Origin of the sequence: Legionella drozanskii LLAP-1 (genome assembly GCF_001467585.1) — a bacterium.
GTDB lineage: Bacteria > Pseudomonadota > Gammaproteobacteria > Legionellales > Legionellaceae > Tatlockia > Tatlockia drozanskii.
On the sequence record NZ_LNXY01000020.1, the window covers coordinates 649,234 to 664,893 of the forward strand.

The following is a 15,660-nucleotide window of genomic DNA, read 5'->3' on the forward strand; positions in this document are numbered from 1 at the left end:
TTGTTATAATTTCGAACAGAATTGTAATTAAACTATCAGATTATGGCGTATTTAACTGTTGAAGAAGAAAAAAGATTTGCTACCTGGCTTCATGGTACACCTAATCCTGCGATTGAACTGCTAGCTGAATTCAAGGCTGTGCCGGAAATTGAGAGTTTTGAGGATTTAGAGCGATTAACTGGCCGTGTTCAAGGTTTTTTCGATGTCATAAGAATGATCATTTATAAAAACATTAATCCCCTGCCAGAATTACCCGAATCGGTTGAGATGCCAAAGCATAAGGTTACAACGGAAGAAATTCTTAATTTTACGGCCTTTTGTTTGGTGCAGGCTAAAATTAGCACAACTGAGTGTCAAAGAATTATTCATTACTGTCAATACCTTGCTAAAAATAGCAGCCGAAAGTATAACAATAAGGTCCATTTAGAAACTATTCTGATCTATCTAAAAGAACAAAATTGCTTGATTAATGATAAATCTTCTGATGAGTTGCATTTTGAATGCAATGAAACAATTCGTTTTTTAGAAGAATTCTTTACCCCTGGAGATGCTGTGGTAGAGTATTTAAGGGAGGAGATTCCTCTTTCTATTTCAGAAGCCTTATTAATTCAAGTTGAAACATTTCTTTTTTCATTAAAACGAGAGGTTAGCAATACCGAAAGCAAAAGCCAGAGTCAAGAAGAACTACAGCAAAAAGTAAATTCTAAATTGGGTCAATTACCCTCTCTGTTAGAGCAGTTGATTATCAATAACTTAGGACAAAATATTTCCATTCACTCAGCTAATGATCGTAAGATGATCGTTAATCAATTTAGTGACACTATTTTGACTACTTATCCAGAGATCTCACAAGAGACGAAAGAAAATTTCCATGAATTGATCAAACAAACTCATATTGCGGTTAGCAATTATCTTCAACAATTTTCCATCAAAAAATTTGCTAATAACTTGCTTAACCCCCTCGATATATATGAAAGTGAGGAATTAAATTCATTTAAAGCATTATTTCAGTGTGAAGTAGAACGTTTATTTAAACTCGGTCATCACGTAGCGGAACTAGAGAAAAGTTTAGAAAATGCTGTTTTGCAAATAACTCAGCATGCTAATGGTTATTGGGAGGAGGAGGATCCCTCTCTTAAGCAAGAGAAACAACGTTCTTTCCACGCAATTATAAACAAAGCAAAGCGCATCTTTATTACAAAAGCAATACTTGATCCCTATGAATCAGCCCTTAACATGCGAGGTTTAGAGATCTCTTTGTATTTAAAATCTGAATTAACTCAGGTTTATAGGGCATTAAGGGAAGAAATTGAGATCTGTTTAATCGATTCGGAACCAGAAAAGCTAAGAGAGCGATATGGTGTTTGTATCGCTGAACTAGCAGTTTTAACTCAAACGATAGGCAATCCAACCCTATCTAAAGAAAAAAAATTTAATACAATTAATACCTTAAGTAATCATATTGAAGCCCAACATTCTATTTTTCCAGCAACAATTATTTATGCCTTACGTAGTTTGATGGGTGTGGCTCGAACTAGTTTTTTGCTTGATAAAATAGAAGCTGCAGTGGGATTTTTTAGACCCAATTTCCCCAACAAAATTGATCAAAAAATAAAGTCTATAGTGACTGAGTCTACCCTAGAGCTATCCATTAATTAATGAGTCATTATTTTGTAAAATTAAAAGCACCTTTTAAGCATAAAAATAATAATTTTAAGGTGAGTTGGTAATCTAATTTTCTCATTACAGAATGATGACTATGAGCATAGCGCATAGGAATACCAATATTAACTGCAGGTACTCCATGACCTGATTTTTGTAAGCATGAGGCATCTTCCCCGTAAGAATCTTCGACTTCCCATTGAAAAGGAATTTTATTGGCATGCGCAATAGCTGCTATATAGTTTAGTAAGGATTGGTCAGGAATCATGGTACCATCAAAGGCAAATAAAGCAGGCCCCTTACCTAAATAAATTAGGTGCGTATTTGAAAATTGTTCTGGATAGTCTTGAGCGATACTAGCCTCTAAATTGATGACAATATCTGGCTTCAAAGTGGAGTAAATCACTCTGGAACCTCTTCTTCCAAGCTCTTCTTGTACCGTTGCTGCAAACTGTATTTCTAGTTTGTTGGCAATGCTAGGTTCTTTTTTAATCAATGTTAAAAGTTCAATAATTAACGCTAAACCAACACGATCATCAAATGCTTTACCTGAATAAAATTCGCCGTTAGCAAAAGTCTTGAACCTAGTAGCAGGAGTAATTGCTAATCCTGGACGAAAACCTTTATCGATTATTTCTTTTTTCGTAAGACCGGTATCGAAAAAAAGTTTGTTTATATCGATAAGCTGATTCTTATATAAACCACTAATATGAGGGGGATCCATTCCACTGTAGGCGACAAACGACTGATTTTCGATGTGGACTAGCCATTCTTTATCCCAAAGGATATGATCAACCCATCTACCTAAAGGGATAGCTCTAATAAATCCTTGCTCATCGACATGTTGAGTAAGAAATCCTACTTCATCCATGTGGGCCATGATTAAAACGGATAATTGGCCATTTTTTTGTACTCGGCCAGTGACATTACCCAGTTTATCAATTTGATAATCAAGATCTAATTGTTTTAAATGACGTACAAACTCATTTCTAACCTCCGATTCAAATCCGCTCACGCCGTGAAGATTTGAAAATTCGGATAGAATTTGTTCGCTTAGATTTTTAGACATAGATCGTATGATATTATAAAAAAAGGGTCTCTACTCAAGTAGAGACCCTGAATTTTTAGTGTTGTCTAAATTGATTGCGGAACTTGTCTACGGCTCTCTCAGCTTCATCTTTGCCATAGCCATAATGTTTTTGTAATTTACCATAAATTTCTTGATGATTGCCTTCAATTTGTTTCAGATCGTCATCAGTCATCCAGCCCCAAGCTTGTTTCATTTTACCTTTTAATTCGTTCCAATTTCCTTCAAATATCTCTCTATTCATGTTGTACTCCTTGATTTATAGTTTATTCCTTTGAAAGAAATATAATTGACAAGGTAATTCAATCATATTTCTGTACTATTAAAAGTAGTCGAAAATTTTAATATTGCAAAATCCACTTGTTTTTAATTAATAAATTAGATCAAATCTTTTTCTTAGTTATGGGTATAGTAATTTAAATATTATCTATAATATTAAGTAGTTTTAATTGGAGGGCTAAATTATGGAGCAATATCAAAAGGATAATTCTGAACATGGCAAAAACATAAAAGGAATTGAAGTTAGTATTGCTGAAGTCAATTCAGATAGTTCAGATCCTATTGTGCCAGGCGAGGGGAATCGGAATTTTGATGATCCTGTTACCTCTAACAAGGAAGAGTTTTCTGATCAAACGGATTGATTAATTGGAGAATCATAATGAATCATCCCAATAAAGAAGATTTTACCCATAAGATAATTCTTGAACTAACGGTAAAATATCCTGAAGTGCTAAAACATTATATTAAAATCGAAATTAAAAACGTAGAAGAACTGAGCAAGAAATTTATCATTGTCGATGGAGAATGGAGGCTTACCTCAGGATAATGGGGTCAATACGATAATTAAGCTTTAGATTCCCTCTGGTATAGAGGCCATCCCTCACGACAGATACTTATTTTAATTTTCCTGTAAAAGATTAATGATATTTTGAAAAAGGCTTACGGAAATTTGGCGGTTTAAGCCCTGAACCCCTATTTACTGTGCTGCCAAAAAATATTGGAAAATGGATCAGCCCATGCACAATTGGGTGCCTATCATTTACCAGTTACCTATTTATTTTGAGAATAGATTGAATCTGGGGTTTTGATAATTACGAGTTGACACAATTAAATGAACACTCTCATTTCTGCTGCAGGGAGGTCAAGGTTATTTTCTTCGAGCAGATGTTTAAATTCAGTGACACTGTTGGGAGTCGCCCAAAAATGCCAAGGATTTCGTTTTATGTGACACACTGCCATGATGTCCTGTAGATAACTTGTTTGCAGGACGCTATCTTCGATTGACAATCCTTTTTCTGCTTTGATTTCAGTTATTATCGCTTTTAAAGCGGTTACTTTTTCAGAATTTATACCGGAAGTCCAACGTCCACCATTTTTAGTTTCGATGTTATCAATGAGAGTATCAACTATATTGATTAACAAGAGTTGTTGTGGATTAGGAATTTCTAATAGTTCACATAAGGAGTTTACTGTGATTGAATTCCAATCAATTGAGGAAAATTGTTCAAAGGGAAGCTGTTTTGCTATTTGTGTGAGTAATTCAGAGTTTGCGTTTTCCCAGGCGTGAAATGCTTTTATTGTGGGGGATCTGGCGCGATTTTTTAACAGTTGATCGATCTGAATTGCAGATAGTACTTGAGCTTCGTTTTCACTAGATACTAGCTGAGGCAAGTCCCCATTTAGATCATTACTAGGCTCGACTAACTCTTCAATTTCATGGTTTAGATAGTTAGCAATCTTATGTTGACCATGCTCTAGAGCCAATTGCGCAAGTTCATTTCTAGTCTTGTTGTTGTTTAGATGTTTATTAATAATGTTAAGAACAAAAAGAGCGTCTCTTTTTGTTAGATTTTCTTCAGTATGTTTAAGGAAATGCTTTTTATGTTTTGCTGTGTGAAAAGATAGGTTTATTACTTCAGGTTTGAGAGTTTCTTGACAGAGCAACGTGAGTAATTTCAAGGTATCATCATTATAGGTATCGGGATGCAATAACCTTTGCAACATGTCTAAATTACCTTGTTTAATATAGACACGAGCTGCGAGCATTAATCTAAGCTTGCAAATAAATTCGTCAAATTCTTCACTCACACCAGTAAAACCTTGTTTACAATGAATAAATATTGCGGGATCTACAACAGAATGATTGCTTATTAGAATCGATAAAAGATGATCAAAATCAACCGTTAAATTATATTTCCAAGCCTGGAGGGTTTTTATTTCCAAAAATTCAAGTTGAGACAAAAACCCTGAAACCTCCTCAATAGTAGGAGGTAGTTCATCATCGCCCCAGTCGTCAATTTCTCTTGATTTTAAGACCTTCGTTTTAGGCTTAGCTTTTGAGGAGGTGTTGAGGCCAAGAGCTGATTGTATTGCCGATTGTCGAAGATAAGAAAAGTCCTCAGTCCAAATTGCGGGATCAAACGCTGCTTTCATAAGGATTATGGACAAGCCAGTCAGATCTCTTGCAAAGGAAGTGAGTTCAACGCTTCCCTCTTCTTGAGAGCTATATTTTTTATACATCTTATCAATAAGGCCAAAAAGGACCAGCGGCGGAATGGATTCTTGAGCACACTGTTGGAGTCCTTTAAAAAAAAGCGCCAAAAATTCCTTTGCTTGTTTTTGTTGCTCTTCATTAATTTTAAGAATTAATTCTTCAAGAATTTTTTGATACCACATAGTAGTAAGGCCTCAATTAGCACGCACATTAATTTAGCAACAAAAGCTTTAGAGAATATTAAGTGTTATTGGCGTTGTTCATCTTTAATAAACAAGATGTCGAGTAAGCTTGATCTTGGCAACGATTATTACGTAATAATAAAATCGGCAAAAGGGATAGAGTTCGTCTTTTTAGATGGAATGCGAATTATGGATGATTTTAAACCATTGGCCCAATTAAGTGATGATGAACGCGATAAAGCGTGTCGAAAATAAAAAACCAGGTTATAGCTATAAATTAATACTGTATAATTAAGATAGCTTTAATTATAAAAGTCGATAGATGGCTACTTGAAAAGTGTAATATTTTTCAAGATACGCTTTAAAAAGTCTTGTAAAGAGCTTGGAAAAAGGGATTCCTACAAGATACGCAATATTCTAAGGAAGTTTAAAACTCAAACTTTTTTTACTCTTTAGATTTATACTGTCATTCGCTAAACAAAGCGCCTTTTCAAGTTTGGAGCAATATTGAAACTTATAGATCCCTCTTCACAAGAAGCGATATTAAATTGCTTTAAAAGCGTCAGTATCTAGGCAAAGCGTCCACCTCTAAGAAATCATAGAAAGCAATCTAAGCATTTTAAAAAGTAACCGATGGCCAGAGAATAGGGAATTTGTAAGGTTTAAGTTCTAGAAATTTATCAAATCATTAGCTGCTATGCTCTATAGAGATAGGTATTATTAACTTGAATCTATTGCTGCATTTACTAGAAGGATAGCAATGAGTTTAGAGCGATATCATTAAAAAATAAATACCATAAAATTATGGAGATTTATTTTTAGAGGAAAGATAGTATTATTTGGTTTTTATCTCGTTAAGTTATCTTGTTATCGATTTAATGAGCCGATTTAATAAGAAAACTTAAATTTATTTATTTATTTCAGTAAGTACCAGTTTTACCTCATTTTCTTAACCAATAAAATTTATTTTTTATAATGATAATGATAATATAAAATTAGGCTAAATTTATATTAATATTTATAAATATGGAATTCGGTTTTTGCTAATAAGGAGAGAATTCTATGGAAAGAGATTATCATGTTCGTCCTAATTTAAAGGGGTGGGATGTTATTCAAGAAAACGGATTGGAGACTTTTCGTTTCAAAGATCAGCAAGAGGCTATTAAAGCCGCACGCACTATGAGTCAGCGTGAAAAAAAGAATCTGTTTATATATGGGAATGACGGTAAAATTATAAGAAAGGAATCCTGGACCTAAAGCTTTTTTTTATTATTGTAATAAAAGAAAGGACAAATAGAATGATTTTATTTGCAAAAAATTCATTAAATTTTTTTCATAATTAATGAAATTAATAATGGCTAATAGATAATATTTTCAAATGAATATTAAAGAAAAGAAGAGCTTTTAACTTAAATTAAAATTTTAAACTGAAATTAATTTGCTCATTGTAAATTAATTTTATAAGGAAATTTTATTTCAAAAAAGCGCGCTAGGAAATCAGCAAGGAGGCTGACCAATTAACTGATAATGATCGGTTGTATAATTAATAGGAAAAATAAATTATCTTATATGTATTTTTCTTTCTTTCTATGTTTAAAAAACCGAGATTAGATAATATGAATATCTAAGTCTAAATGCTTGATTTATTAATTTCTTTTGCCGCCACCATCTTGTTTATTTACAGTACGCCAAGCACGTTCTTCTGCTTCTTTTTTAGATACCCCTTTTTTCTCATATCCTTTTTCAATATGTTCAGCTTTTCGTTTTTGTTTATCAGTATATTTAGATTTATCACCTTGAGACATAATAACTCCGTAGCGAAGGACAATTTTTAATAATATTATAGTAGACCCTATTTTGAAATCCGTTTTTTTTTAAATCAAAAACTTGCGTTCCTAATAGGATATTGAACTTCAATTCAACTTTGAAATTAGAACCTTGAGCGCTTGGATTTCGATTTTTTATCCTCATTTAAATGATATTGGTATTTGTTTGCTAAAAATAGTAATTCTAGTAAAGCAATAGAGTCGCGTGAGTTTTTTTATTGAAAAAACCTAAATATTAATGATTTAATGATTTTTTATTTGAGCTAGGTACATAACTAGGTGAGGACAGAAATAATGACGAAGGAAGTTTCTCTCACAGCAGAAGTATTGGACAGGTCAACCATTCTCTCGATTGTCATTATTAGTGTGCTGGTCAGTATTTTGTCACTGATTGTTCCCATTGCTGCCCAGACATTGGTTAATTTAATTGCTTTCGGCAAATTATTACAGCCTGTCTTTACTTTAAGTCTAATGGTATTCATCTTAATGGCCAGTTTAGGAGCACTGAGTGTATGGCAGTTGATTATCATCGAAACAATCCAGCAGAAGTTGATGGTAAAAGTGAGTTTGAATTTAACCACTCAACTTGCCCACTTATCATTGAAAAATTTTTCCACCCATTATGGGCCTGAATTAGTTAATCGCTTTTTTGAAATTGTGACTATAAAAAAATCCCTTGCTAGCCTGTTAATTTATGGCATCAATCTGGGACTACAAGTGTTTTTTGGTTTAATTTTGCTCCTAGCCTATCATCCTCTTTTTATTATTTTTGATGGATTTATTGTCATAAGCGTTCTACTGATTGTTTTTCTTCCTTTCGGCAAAGCCGTGGATACAGCAAAAAAGGAATGTGATAAAAAACACAAGATTGGCACTTGGCTTGAAGAAATTCTAATTAACCGTTTTTTATTTAAATTTAATAGTTATGATCAATTCGTCCTTCGCGAAACCGATCGCAGACTAGTCGAATTCCTAAAAGTCAGAAATCAGCATTTTAAAGAACTCATCAAGCAGCAAGCTGGTTTTTATATCTTATCGGCCTTTGCAACTAGTATTCTCTTAGGTTTAGGAGGGTATCTTGTTATCAATAACGAATTAAGTCTTGGTCAGTTGGTTGCCTCTGAGATAGTACTTGGATTGTTCATCTATGCATTCAAACGATTCGGAGCATTATTGGAAAACTACTACGACTTGAGGGCATCTTCTGACAAAATCAGCGCACTTCTGAATCTACCTATTGAAAAAGAAAAAAAATCTCTCAGTTTTCTTTCTTCATTAGACCATGTTCGATTACGATTTAATGCCAACCATGAAGCAATAGTATCGTTTAACTGCCCAATCATCATCAAAACAGACAGCTCTGAATTATGTCATCATCTTGTTGAGGAATTATTTGGTTTCGCAAAACATAATCTTTTGCAGATCGACATCAATGGGATCCCCTGTGAAAGTCAGCATCTTATCCCCCTTCGTCATCATAGCCTCCTCATTACTGGTATTCAGTGGTTCGCAGGCAGCATCTATGACAATCTTTTTCTAAGTCACAAAAGTATTGCAAACAGAGAAGTTTATGCTTTACTCGAACGTTTACAGTTAATTGATAAAATTAGAAAGCTTCCTGAAGACCTTCATACCGTGATCTATGATTGGCAAAGCGTGTTTACTGAAGTTGAGCTGACAAAACTCATGATAGCCCGGGCTTTTTTCTTAAAACCACAGCTCTTAGTTATCGATAGGAGCCTTGACTTATTCGACTCACAGGCCCTTCAAGAGGTATTAGTCTTATTACAAAGTTTAGAAGGCACTCTTTTAATTATATTAAGTAAACGATCCGATTGGACATTATCCTCTCACTTTTCCAGTGTGAATTTATGAAACTTTATTCCTATGCAATTCTAAAAAAATTACCTAAACCCCGAGTAGTCCTATTCATTACCTTACCTATTTTTTTAGGCGTTGTGCTTATCCTTTTATTCACTCCGTGGCAACAATTTGCATTAGGCAATGGCAAGGTTATAGCGTATTCGCCGACAGAACGATTACACACGGTCAATTCGCCCATTAGCGGACGTATAAAAAAATGGTATGTCGATGAAGGTATGACAATCAAAGCAGGTGAGCCAATCGTTGATGTATCGGATAACGACCCTGAACTTTTATCCCGCTTAGAGCTCGAAAAACAAGCAACCCTGCTTAGAATAGAAGCAGCAAAACAAGCTATAGCGGCAGGAAAATCAAATGTAGATAGACAAAAGAGGTTGTATAACGAGGGCATAAACTCAAAGCGCCAGTACGAACTTGCACAGATAGAGTATGCAAAATATCAAAACGATCTCGCGCAAGCTAATATCGATAAGGTGAACATTGATATACGAATTGCCCGACAACAAACCCAAGTGATAAAAGCGCACGTGGCTGGCACTATTTTTAAGCGGTTGACGGGTGAACAGAGTGTCGTTGTGAGTGCTGGACAAATTTTAGCGCAAATTATCCCTGATACTAAGTCACGAGCTGTGGAACTTTGGATTGATGGTAATGATATCCCTTTTGTTCGATTGAATCAGAAAGCTCAGCTACAATTTGAGGGCTGGCCGGCCATTCAATTTCGTGGATGGCCTGAAATTGCTGTAGGAACTTTTGGGGGCACCGTTGCATTTATAGATCCTACAGATAATGGTCAGGGCCTGTTTCGGGCGGTCATTGTTCCAAACGAACCTTGGCCTAATATTCGATTTTTAAGACAGGGTGTATTAGTTCATGGCTGGGTTCAATTAGGAAGAGTGCCATTATGGTATGAGCTTTGGCGTCAATTCAATGGGTTCCCTCCTGAAAGCGATAGTGAGTACAGGAAGTTATGATCAATTATTTAATTAGAAACTATAGGGTTTTTATTAGTCCGATATTTCTAATGTTGCTTGTATTGAGCTCCTCTAACAGCTTTTCCATGGTTAGCCAAGAATTGAAGTTGGCCGATATCCTTGAGAAAGTCGATCACTTTTATCCGCAAGTGATTATTGCTTATTTAGAAGTAAGCAAAGCTCAAGGAGATTATATCAGTGCGCTCGGCAAATTTGACCCCAGCTTAAACATTAACAGTCGCTCTCAGCCCTTTGGTGGCTACGTTAATACGCATATAGATAACGAATTAGTAGTACCCACACTAAAAAATGGGTTGAAATTATTTGGTGGATATCGGATTGGACGAGGTGATTGGCCTATATATTACCAAAATTATCTCACTAATTCTGGTGGTGAATATCGTGTGGGTTTGTCCTTTCCTTTGCTTCGAAATAGAGCGGTTGATAAAGAAAGAACCGCTCTGTTTACCCAAGCTGAAACAATTCATCTAAACAATCAAAATGCCGCTTCAACGAAAATAAAAATATATCAAGAAGCCATTCAAGCTTATTGGCGATGGGTTGAAGCTGGATTTCAATTAAACACTTTTAGGCATTTGCTCTCTTTGGCAAAAAAGAGACAGAAAGCTATTACAAGACAAGCAAACCAAGGCGAGTTAGCAAAACTTGCGATAGCCGAAAATTTGCAAATGATGATCCAACGCCAGCAATTTGTTAATCAAGGTGAGATGATGCTGGAGCAAGCAGCGATAAATCTTTCAATTTATTATCGGGATGAGAAGGGGCGAAGATTAAAACCCAAAACCTCCCAACTACCCCATCTAATAACCGATAAAAGCATTAAAACATCCACCATTTTTGACAGATTAAAAGATCATCCAGAACTTCGTAAAATGGAAAGTTATTACCGAATCATTAAAATGAAACAAAATTTAGCTCGTAATGATTTATTACCTAACTTAGATGCGATGGCCTATACCTCCAAACAATATGGGAGTGGAGGCTATCCAAGATTAGTCCCACAAGCTGGACTGGTTGGTATTTCTTTTAAATTTCCGCTTTGCCAGCGCGAAGCAAAAGGAAAACTCCTAAGTACAACCAGCGAGCTTCAACAAATAAAAACCAAAAGAAAATTTATCTATGAAAAATTAAGTAATCAATTAGCCAATCTTTTTATCGCCATCAGAATGTACACCCAGCAAATTAATCTACTTTCTCATTCTTTGCGCTTGGCAAGAAAGGTAGAGCACGGTGAAATTAAAAAGTTTCATGAAGGGGATAGCAACCTTTTTTTGGTAAATCAGCGAGAGCAAACGACGACACAGGTTCGATTGGATTTAATCAATGCCAAAATAAGTTTGCAACAAGTTAAAGATATGGTCCAATTCTTCTCGTTTACGCATGGAACTAAAGACCGTTGATTTTGCCGACATCTGAATATCATTACACAGGAAAATCTTTAATATTTTTTATTATATGATTCCTGGTATCAGCCAATGAGCCTTAGCTTTGGCACTTGCGCAATGATGTAAAAAATATATACAATGTTTATTTATATTTAGTTATTATTGTATTTAACAATCTTAGTCCCATAACGATCTGTATCGGAAATATCTGCCGCGCAGCCTTAATTTAAGAGCAGATACTAGCAAAAAGAGTTAAAGAACGAAAACTATTCGATAATTCGATAATTCGATAATTCGATAATTCGATAATTCGATAATTCGATAATTCGATAATTCGATAATTCGATAATTTTGAAATTTCGGTACTTAACCGCAAAAGTGATTGCCCTGATAGATAGATGAGATCGCTTGTAAATAAATGCAGCCATTTCTTCAATGTTCTGAAATTTAAATTGATCTTCCTCAAGGTTAGATCTTGTGTGCCAAAGACTGTGTATTTTTCTTCAAGTTGTTTGCTAATGTTGATACCAAAAAACCGATCCACCGACAGGGTGAACTAAGAAAAGAGAAGTAGGGTGAGTTCCGGTAGTCAATTTGTTTAAGGTTTGGAGTAATTAAGGATTAATTTTGTGGGCGAATGCTGTTTTAGGAGTCCATCTATTTTCACAGAAAGGGACAAAATAGTTGGGCACTCAAATAACAGGTTAGTGAAAGAGGAATGGAATAATGCTTTCTTAGATTGGTTATAATTTATTAAGCAATTAAGGAGTCGCCACCTAAATCAAAAAAATTATCTTCAACTTGAATGGACTTATGAAAAGTATTTGCCATGTTTTTAAACAGTATTCTTGTGTTGACGTTAGACTATCAGAGAAACTGTGACCTTTCCCCCGAATTAGTACCACTTTTTCGATGAGATTTATTAGCTTATGCTACCTGCTTAGCGTATTCAACAGGCGGCATATAATTGAGTGAGCGGCTCAGCCCTGCCAGCTTACAGGCCACACGCTCACTGAGTTTAAAGTGAAATAGGAGGTGCTGGACAATAGGCTTTCTTTCAGCTGGCTTTACCACTTTTTTGATAGCACATCCTTCATCGCCTCTAATTCCAAAAGCTTGTCAGCTAATAGTCGCTTTAGTTTATTATTCTCAGATTCAAGCTCTCGAAGCCGTTTAGCTTCATTTACCTCAAGCCCTGAATACTTGCTTCGCCAATTGTAAAAAGTGCCCGAGGAAATACTGTAATCTCGGCATATATCCTCAACTTTTGTAACAGCTTCATGGGCTTTAATCGCTTTGATGATTTGCTCTTCTGTATAACGTTTTTTCATCTTGAGGTCTCCAATCTTGCATTTTTAATGGAAATCTCATCAATGTCATGGTGTTATTTTTGGGGGATAGGTCAATGGCAATATCTATCTCTTAAAGCTTATCTCAAAAGATGTCGATATGTTACAGATAAATCCAAACAACATCAGATTTACTATGATATTTTATCTATCCAGCGGTTGCACGGTTATTTAAGAGGAATTATTGTTTTTTTATAGTATATATATACCATTATAAATATATAAAAATAGTAAAATTTTAGGTTTATGGAAAGATATGAAAAAATTAATTATAGGGTTTTTTTTATACACATTTCAATTATCTATTATTAAGGCATGTCCTATTTGTTTGTCAGGAACAGGGAAGGAGGTTCATAGAGGAATTTTCAATCAAGATTTTTTTTATAATCTACTACTAACTGCATTACCATTTTTTATTTTCTTACTAATTGCATTTTTATTATATCATGGTGTTTTTATAAAAAATTATCTTTTTAGGGACTAAATAAATGAATAACAAAAATCCTTTAACGGTAGCGGGATTCTTATTAGGAGTGGGTTTAGGCGGTTTCTTTGATGGCATACTTTTTCATCAAATTTTGCAAGTACACAACATGGTTTCAAATATTTATTTTCCAAATACTTTGGTTAATGTTGAGATAAATATGTTTTGGGATGGCATGTTCCATGCGTTTACCTGGCTTGTAACTTTACTTGGAATCTTTTTTCTTTGGAAGGGCCTCAATAATAGTGGAGAAAGGAAAAATGGCTCTTATTTTATTGGTCTATTACTTTTGGGGTGGGGCGTATTTAATATAGTGGAAGGGATAATCGACCATTCCATCCTACAATTACATCACGTGATTCAAAGAGTATCATCCACGGAACAAATGTATTCAGATATAGTATTTCTAATTTCTGGACTATTTCTATGTTTGTTTGGATTTTTGCTATGCTATAGATATAAAGATAATCCAAGTATTTGAGCTCAATAAAATTTATAAAAGGAATAAAACTGGATGAAAATGATCATATAAGAGAAAACAGTTCTGAAAGCTCGAACAAAAAGCTCAATCAAAAATTATATCGTCAATATAGTCAGCAAAAAAATTATCTAATAAGGGGGTTGGAGTCCTCACGACCGAAAACGTACGCTAAGCACTAACCCCATGATTTATAGGTGATTAAAACACAACAAATCAACTGGCTTATGAGATTTTTATACCTTCGAAAAACATAAATAAATCAAATTTGTTCTTAATTAAAACTATATTTTTGCTTAACGTACGTTTTCGGTCGTGAGGACTCCAAACCCCTAATAATACCAATAATTCAGCACAAAAAACCTAATAGGCTTTATGTTAAGGAAGGCCTCTGGGGAGCAATGAAACAGCCAAGTCACTTAAACATTAAATTAGATTTAAATTGGATCAATTGAATTAATTATTTGCCTAATTGATATTTTGTTTTTGAGCATTGACGAGAAATTTTCTCATTTTTTCACAAATAGAGGGTCGGCCGGGATTCTGACGAAAAGGGCCGTTTGTTGTTTAATTTCAATTCACTATTTAATGCGGATACCAAGATTGATATTTTTTCCTTATTATACTTAACCTCGTTTACTTTGGCAAAACGAGGTTAAGTATATAGTCTGACTAGGGGCCTGAGAAAGTTGTAGCTGGTTTTTCCTTAACTGTTTCTTTTTGGCTTGTCATTTTAAAGTGCCCTACCAAACTTACTGACGGTATTTCTTTGAATTTACTCAATCGTATTTGAGATTTAAACTCTTCCATTGTCATACCTGTTTCAATTTTGAACTTTTCTGCAAATTGCGGGTCAGCCAATTTTTGAGCAGTAATTTCATTCATATATTTTATATGTTCTGCCATTATTGGATAAATTTCAGTAGGACAATCCTTATGAATTGCCTCCGTTACTGCATTTGTCGCTTTTTCAATTAATTGAACATCATTAAAAGGTAATGTTTGCGCTAATATGGGATAAGACATAGAAAAATTATCCCCATAAAGCTCGGTAACTCCATTTATTTTGATTTGCCTACTTATTGTTGCCAACTGCATTAAATAATCAATATTTTGGTTAGACAAAGCCAAGGATTCAGAAATAAATTTTTCGACATAAGGGTATAACGGTTCTTCAGGTCGGTCCAACGATTCCGCTAAAGTTGATAACATTGTGAATAAGGCTACCTTATAAGTGGCTAGAGTTTTTTCTTTTAAGCTAAGTTGAGGTTGTTCTATTTGCAGTTTTTGTTGATAGCTATAGGATGTATCAATAATTTTAGTTATCACAGGTTCAAGTAAAGCTTTATCAATTTGTTCCATACTACAATTAAGCTCTAAATCTTTAAAAAGAGCATTCACTAAATCAAGGCGAGGATTTTCCCACATGCCATAAGTTGATAATTTCATTTTGCTTCCTTACATAATTAGATACTTCCACTCTTCAGGGCGTGGACGTAAAGTAATCTATCACTAATGTATATAAATTAGTAGGTTGCCTCAATATATGGTGGGCTACTAACGTATATTCTAAGTATTTAGGCCCTGAAACTTTACCCTTTGCGGAAGATGATGAGGGTGGAGTCTTTTTTTTGAAATGGGTCGAAGGAAAAACGCAAGTTTGGCTGTTTCAATATGGTGACCAGCCTTTCGATCATGAAGACGACGATGACGAAAACATACCTACTGTATACAGCCCCGTAAGTAACTCATTCGATGCGTCGCTTATCTGAAATTATCCCGAAAAAGCCTGATATCCACTTAAGTCTTTGGCATGAATTGCGACACTTTAACC

Annotated in this window: 14 protein-coding genes and 1 pseudogene; 9 read left to right on the forward strand and 6 right to left on the reverse strand. The window is 34.6% G+C overall.

Annotated features, from left to right (window positions below):
• Positions 1–42 precede the first annotated feature (42 nt).
• Positions 43–1,659: a hypothetical protein gene (locus tag Ldro_RS07250; protein WP_058495732.1), complete on the forward strand. Its 1,617-nt coding sequence runs from the start codon at positions 43–45 to the stop codon at positions 1,657–1,659.
• Positions 1,660–1,666: 7 nt separating this feature from the next.
• Here Ldro_RS07250 and Ldro_RS07255 read toward each other — a convergent pair whose 3' ends face one another.
• Positions 1,667–2,731 carry a M42 family metallopeptidase gene (locus Ldro_RS07255; protein ID WP_058495733.1) on the reverse strand — a complete coding sequence of 355 codons (1,065 nt, stop codon included), beginning with the start codon at positions 2,729–2,731 and terminating at the stop codon, positions 1,667–1,669.
• Positions 2,732–2,786: 55 nt separating this feature from the next.
• Positions 2,787–2,993, reverse strand: coding sequence for a CsbD family protein (locus tag Ldro_RS07260; RefSeq protein WP_058495734.1), 207 nt, complete (start codon positions 2,991–2,993; stop codon positions 2,787–2,789).
• A 220-nt stretch (positions 2,994–3,213) separates the two neighbouring features.
• Here Ldro_RS07260 and Ldro_RS16300 point away from each other — a divergent pair, with 220 nt between their 5' ends.
• Complete coding sequence (locus tag Ldro_RS16300) at positions 3,214–3,390, forward strand: hypothetical protein (RefSeq protein WP_157066468.1); 177 nt, start codon at positions 3,214–3,216, stop codon at positions 3,388–3,390.
• Positions 3,391–3,407: 17 nt separating this feature from the next.
• The gene (locus Ldro_RS16305; protein ID WP_157066469.1) at positions 3,408–3,575 is read left to right on the forward strand and encodes a hypothetical protein; all 168 of its coding nucleotides are present in this window, start codon (positions 3,408–3,410) and stop codon (positions 3,573–3,575) included.
• 281 nt (positions 3,576–3,856) lie between these two features.
• Here the strand turns inward: Ldro_RS16305 and Ldro_RS07265 are convergent, their stop codons facing one another.
• A complete protein-coding gene (locus Ldro_RS07265; RefSeq protein ID WP_058495735.1) occupies positions 3,857–5,425 on the reverse strand; it encodes a hypothetical protein in 1,569 nt (522 codons plus the stop codon).
• 96 nt (positions 5,426–5,521) lie between these two features.
• Here Ldro_RS07265 and Ldro_RS16310 point away from each other — a divergent pair, with 96 nt between their 5' ends.
• Both Ldro_RS16310 and Ldro_RS07270 read left to right on the forward strand, forming a co-directional pair.
• Positions 5,522–5,680, forward strand: coding sequence for a hypothetical protein (locus tag Ldro_RS16310; protein ID WP_157066470.1), 159 nt, complete (start codon positions 5,522–5,524; stop codon positions 5,678–5,680).
• A gap of 807 nt (positions 5,681–6,487) precedes the next feature.
• Complete coding sequence (locus tag Ldro_RS07270; protein WP_058495736.1) at positions 6,488–6,682, forward strand: DUF2188 domain-containing protein; 195 nt, start codon at positions 6,488–6,490, stop codon at positions 6,680–6,682.
• 389 nt (positions 6,683–7,071) lie between these two features.
• On the opposite strand, the gene Ldro_RS16545 is transcribed toward Ldro_RS07270, so the two are convergent.
• Positions 7,072–7,230, reverse strand: coding sequence for a hypothetical protein (locus tag Ldro_RS16545; protein WP_058495737.1), 159 nt, complete (start codon positions 7,228–7,230; stop codon positions 7,072–7,074).
• A gap of 315 nt (positions 7,231–7,545) precedes the next feature.
• Between Ldro_RS16545 and Ldro_RS07280 the strand changes: the two genes are divergently transcribed.
• The 3 genes from Ldro_RS07280 to Ldro_RS07290 are packed head-to-tail and all read left to right on the forward strand — an operon-like array spanning position 7,546 to position 11,530.
• Positions 7,546–9,126 carry an ATP-binding cassette domain-containing protein gene (locus Ldro_RS07280; RefSeq protein WP_058495738.1) on the forward strand — a complete coding sequence of 527 codons (1,581 nt, stop codon included), beginning with the start codon at positions 7,546–7,548 and terminating at the stop codon, positions 9,124–9,126.
• Entirely contained in the window at positions 9,123–10,109 is a 987-nt protein-coding gene (locus Ldro_RS07285) for an HlyD family secretion protein (RefSeq protein ID WP_058495739.1), read from the forward strand. Before Ldro_RS07280 ends, Ldro_RS07285 begins: the two co-directional genes overlap by 4 nt.
• Positions 10,106–11,530, forward strand: a complete 1,425-nt coding sequence (locus tag Ldro_RS07290; protein ID WP_058495740.1) for a TolC family protein — start codon at positions 10,106–10,108, stop codon at positions 11,528–11,530. Before Ldro_RS07285 ends, Ldro_RS07290 begins: the two co-directional genes overlap by 4 nt.
• Positions 11,531–12,487: 957 nt before the next feature.
• On the opposite strand, the pseudogene Ldro_RS07295 reads toward Ldro_RS07290, so the two are convergent.
• Positions 12,488–12,846: pseudogene (locus Ldro_RS07295) on the reverse strand (transposase); the annotation flags it as partial.
• A 506-nt stretch (positions 12,847–13,352) separates the two neighbouring features.
• Here Ldro_RS07295 and Ldro_RS07305 point away from each other — a divergent pair.
• Complete coding sequence (locus Ldro_RS07305; RefSeq protein ID WP_058495743.1) at positions 13,353–13,829, forward strand: DUF2243 domain-containing protein; 477 nt, start codon at positions 13,353–13,355, stop codon at positions 13,827–13,829.
• A 669-nt stretch (positions 13,830–14,498) separates the two neighbouring features.
• Here the strand turns inward: Ldro_RS07305 and Ldro_RS07310 are convergent.
• Complete coding sequence (locus Ldro_RS07310; protein ID WP_058495744.1) at positions 14,499–15,275, reverse strand: hypothetical protein; 777 nt, start codon at positions 15,273–15,275, stop codon at positions 14,499–14,501.
• Positions 15,276–15,660: the final 385 nt, after the last annotated feature.

Excerpts from the sequence above, each read along its gene's own strand:
- Ldro_RS07255 (WP_058495733.1), bottom strand. The coding sequence starts at position 2,731 with ATGTCTAAAAATCTAAGCGAACAAATTCTATCCGAATTTTCAAATCTT.
- Ldro_RS16305 (WP_157066469.1), top strand. The coding sequence starts at position 3,408 with ATGAATCATCCCAATAAAGAAGATTTTACCCATAAGATAATTCTTGAA.
- Ldro_RS07260 (WP_058495734.1), bottom strand. The coding sequence starts at position 2,993 with ATGAATAGAGAGATATTTGAAGGAAATTGGAACGAATTAAAAGGTAAA.
- Ldro_RS07280 (WP_058495738.1), top strand. The coding sequence starts at position 7,546 with ATGACGAAGGAAGTTTCTCTCACAGCAGAAGTATTGGACAGGTCAACC.
- Ldro_RS07290 (WP_058495740.1), top strand. The coding sequence starts at position 10,106 with ATGATCAATTATTTAATTAGAAACTATAGGGTTTTTATTAGTCCGATA.
- Ldro_RS07310 (WP_058495744.1), bottom strand. The coding sequence starts at position 15,275 with ATGAAATTATCAACTTATGGCATGTGGGAAAATCCTCGCCTTGATTTA.
- Ldro_RS07270 (WP_058495736.1), top strand. The coding sequence starts at position 6,488 with ATGGAAAGAGATTATCATGTTCGTCCTAATTTAAAGGGGTGGGATGTT.
- Ldro_RS07305 (WP_058495743.1), top strand. The coding sequence starts at position 13,353 with ATGAATAACAAAAATCCTTTAACGGTAGCGGGATTCTTATTAGGAGTG.
- Ldro_RS07250 (WP_058495732.1), top strand. The coding sequence starts at position 43 with ATGGCGTATTTAACTGTTGAAGAAGAAAAAAGATTTGCTACCTGGCTT.
- Ldro_RS07285 (WP_058495739.1), top strand. The coding sequence starts at position 9,123 with ATGAAACTTTATTCCTATGCAATTCTAAAAAAATTACCTAAACCCCGA.
- Ldro_RS16300 (WP_157066468.1), top strand. The coding sequence starts at position 3,214 with ATGGAGCAATATCAAAAGGATAATTCTGAACATGGCAAAAACATAAAA.
- Ldro_RS16310 (WP_157066470.1), top strand. The coding sequence starts at position 5,522 with ATGTCGAGTAAGCTTGATCTTGGCAACGATTATTACGTAATAATAAAA.
- Ldro_RS07265 (WP_058495735.1), bottom strand. The coding sequence starts at position 5,425 with ATGTGGTATCAAAAAATTCTTGAAGAATTAATTCTTAAAATTAATGAA.
- Ldro_RS16545 (WP_058495737.1), bottom strand. The coding sequence starts at position 7,230 with ATGTCTCAAGGTGATAAATCTAAATATACTGATAAACAAAAACGAAAA.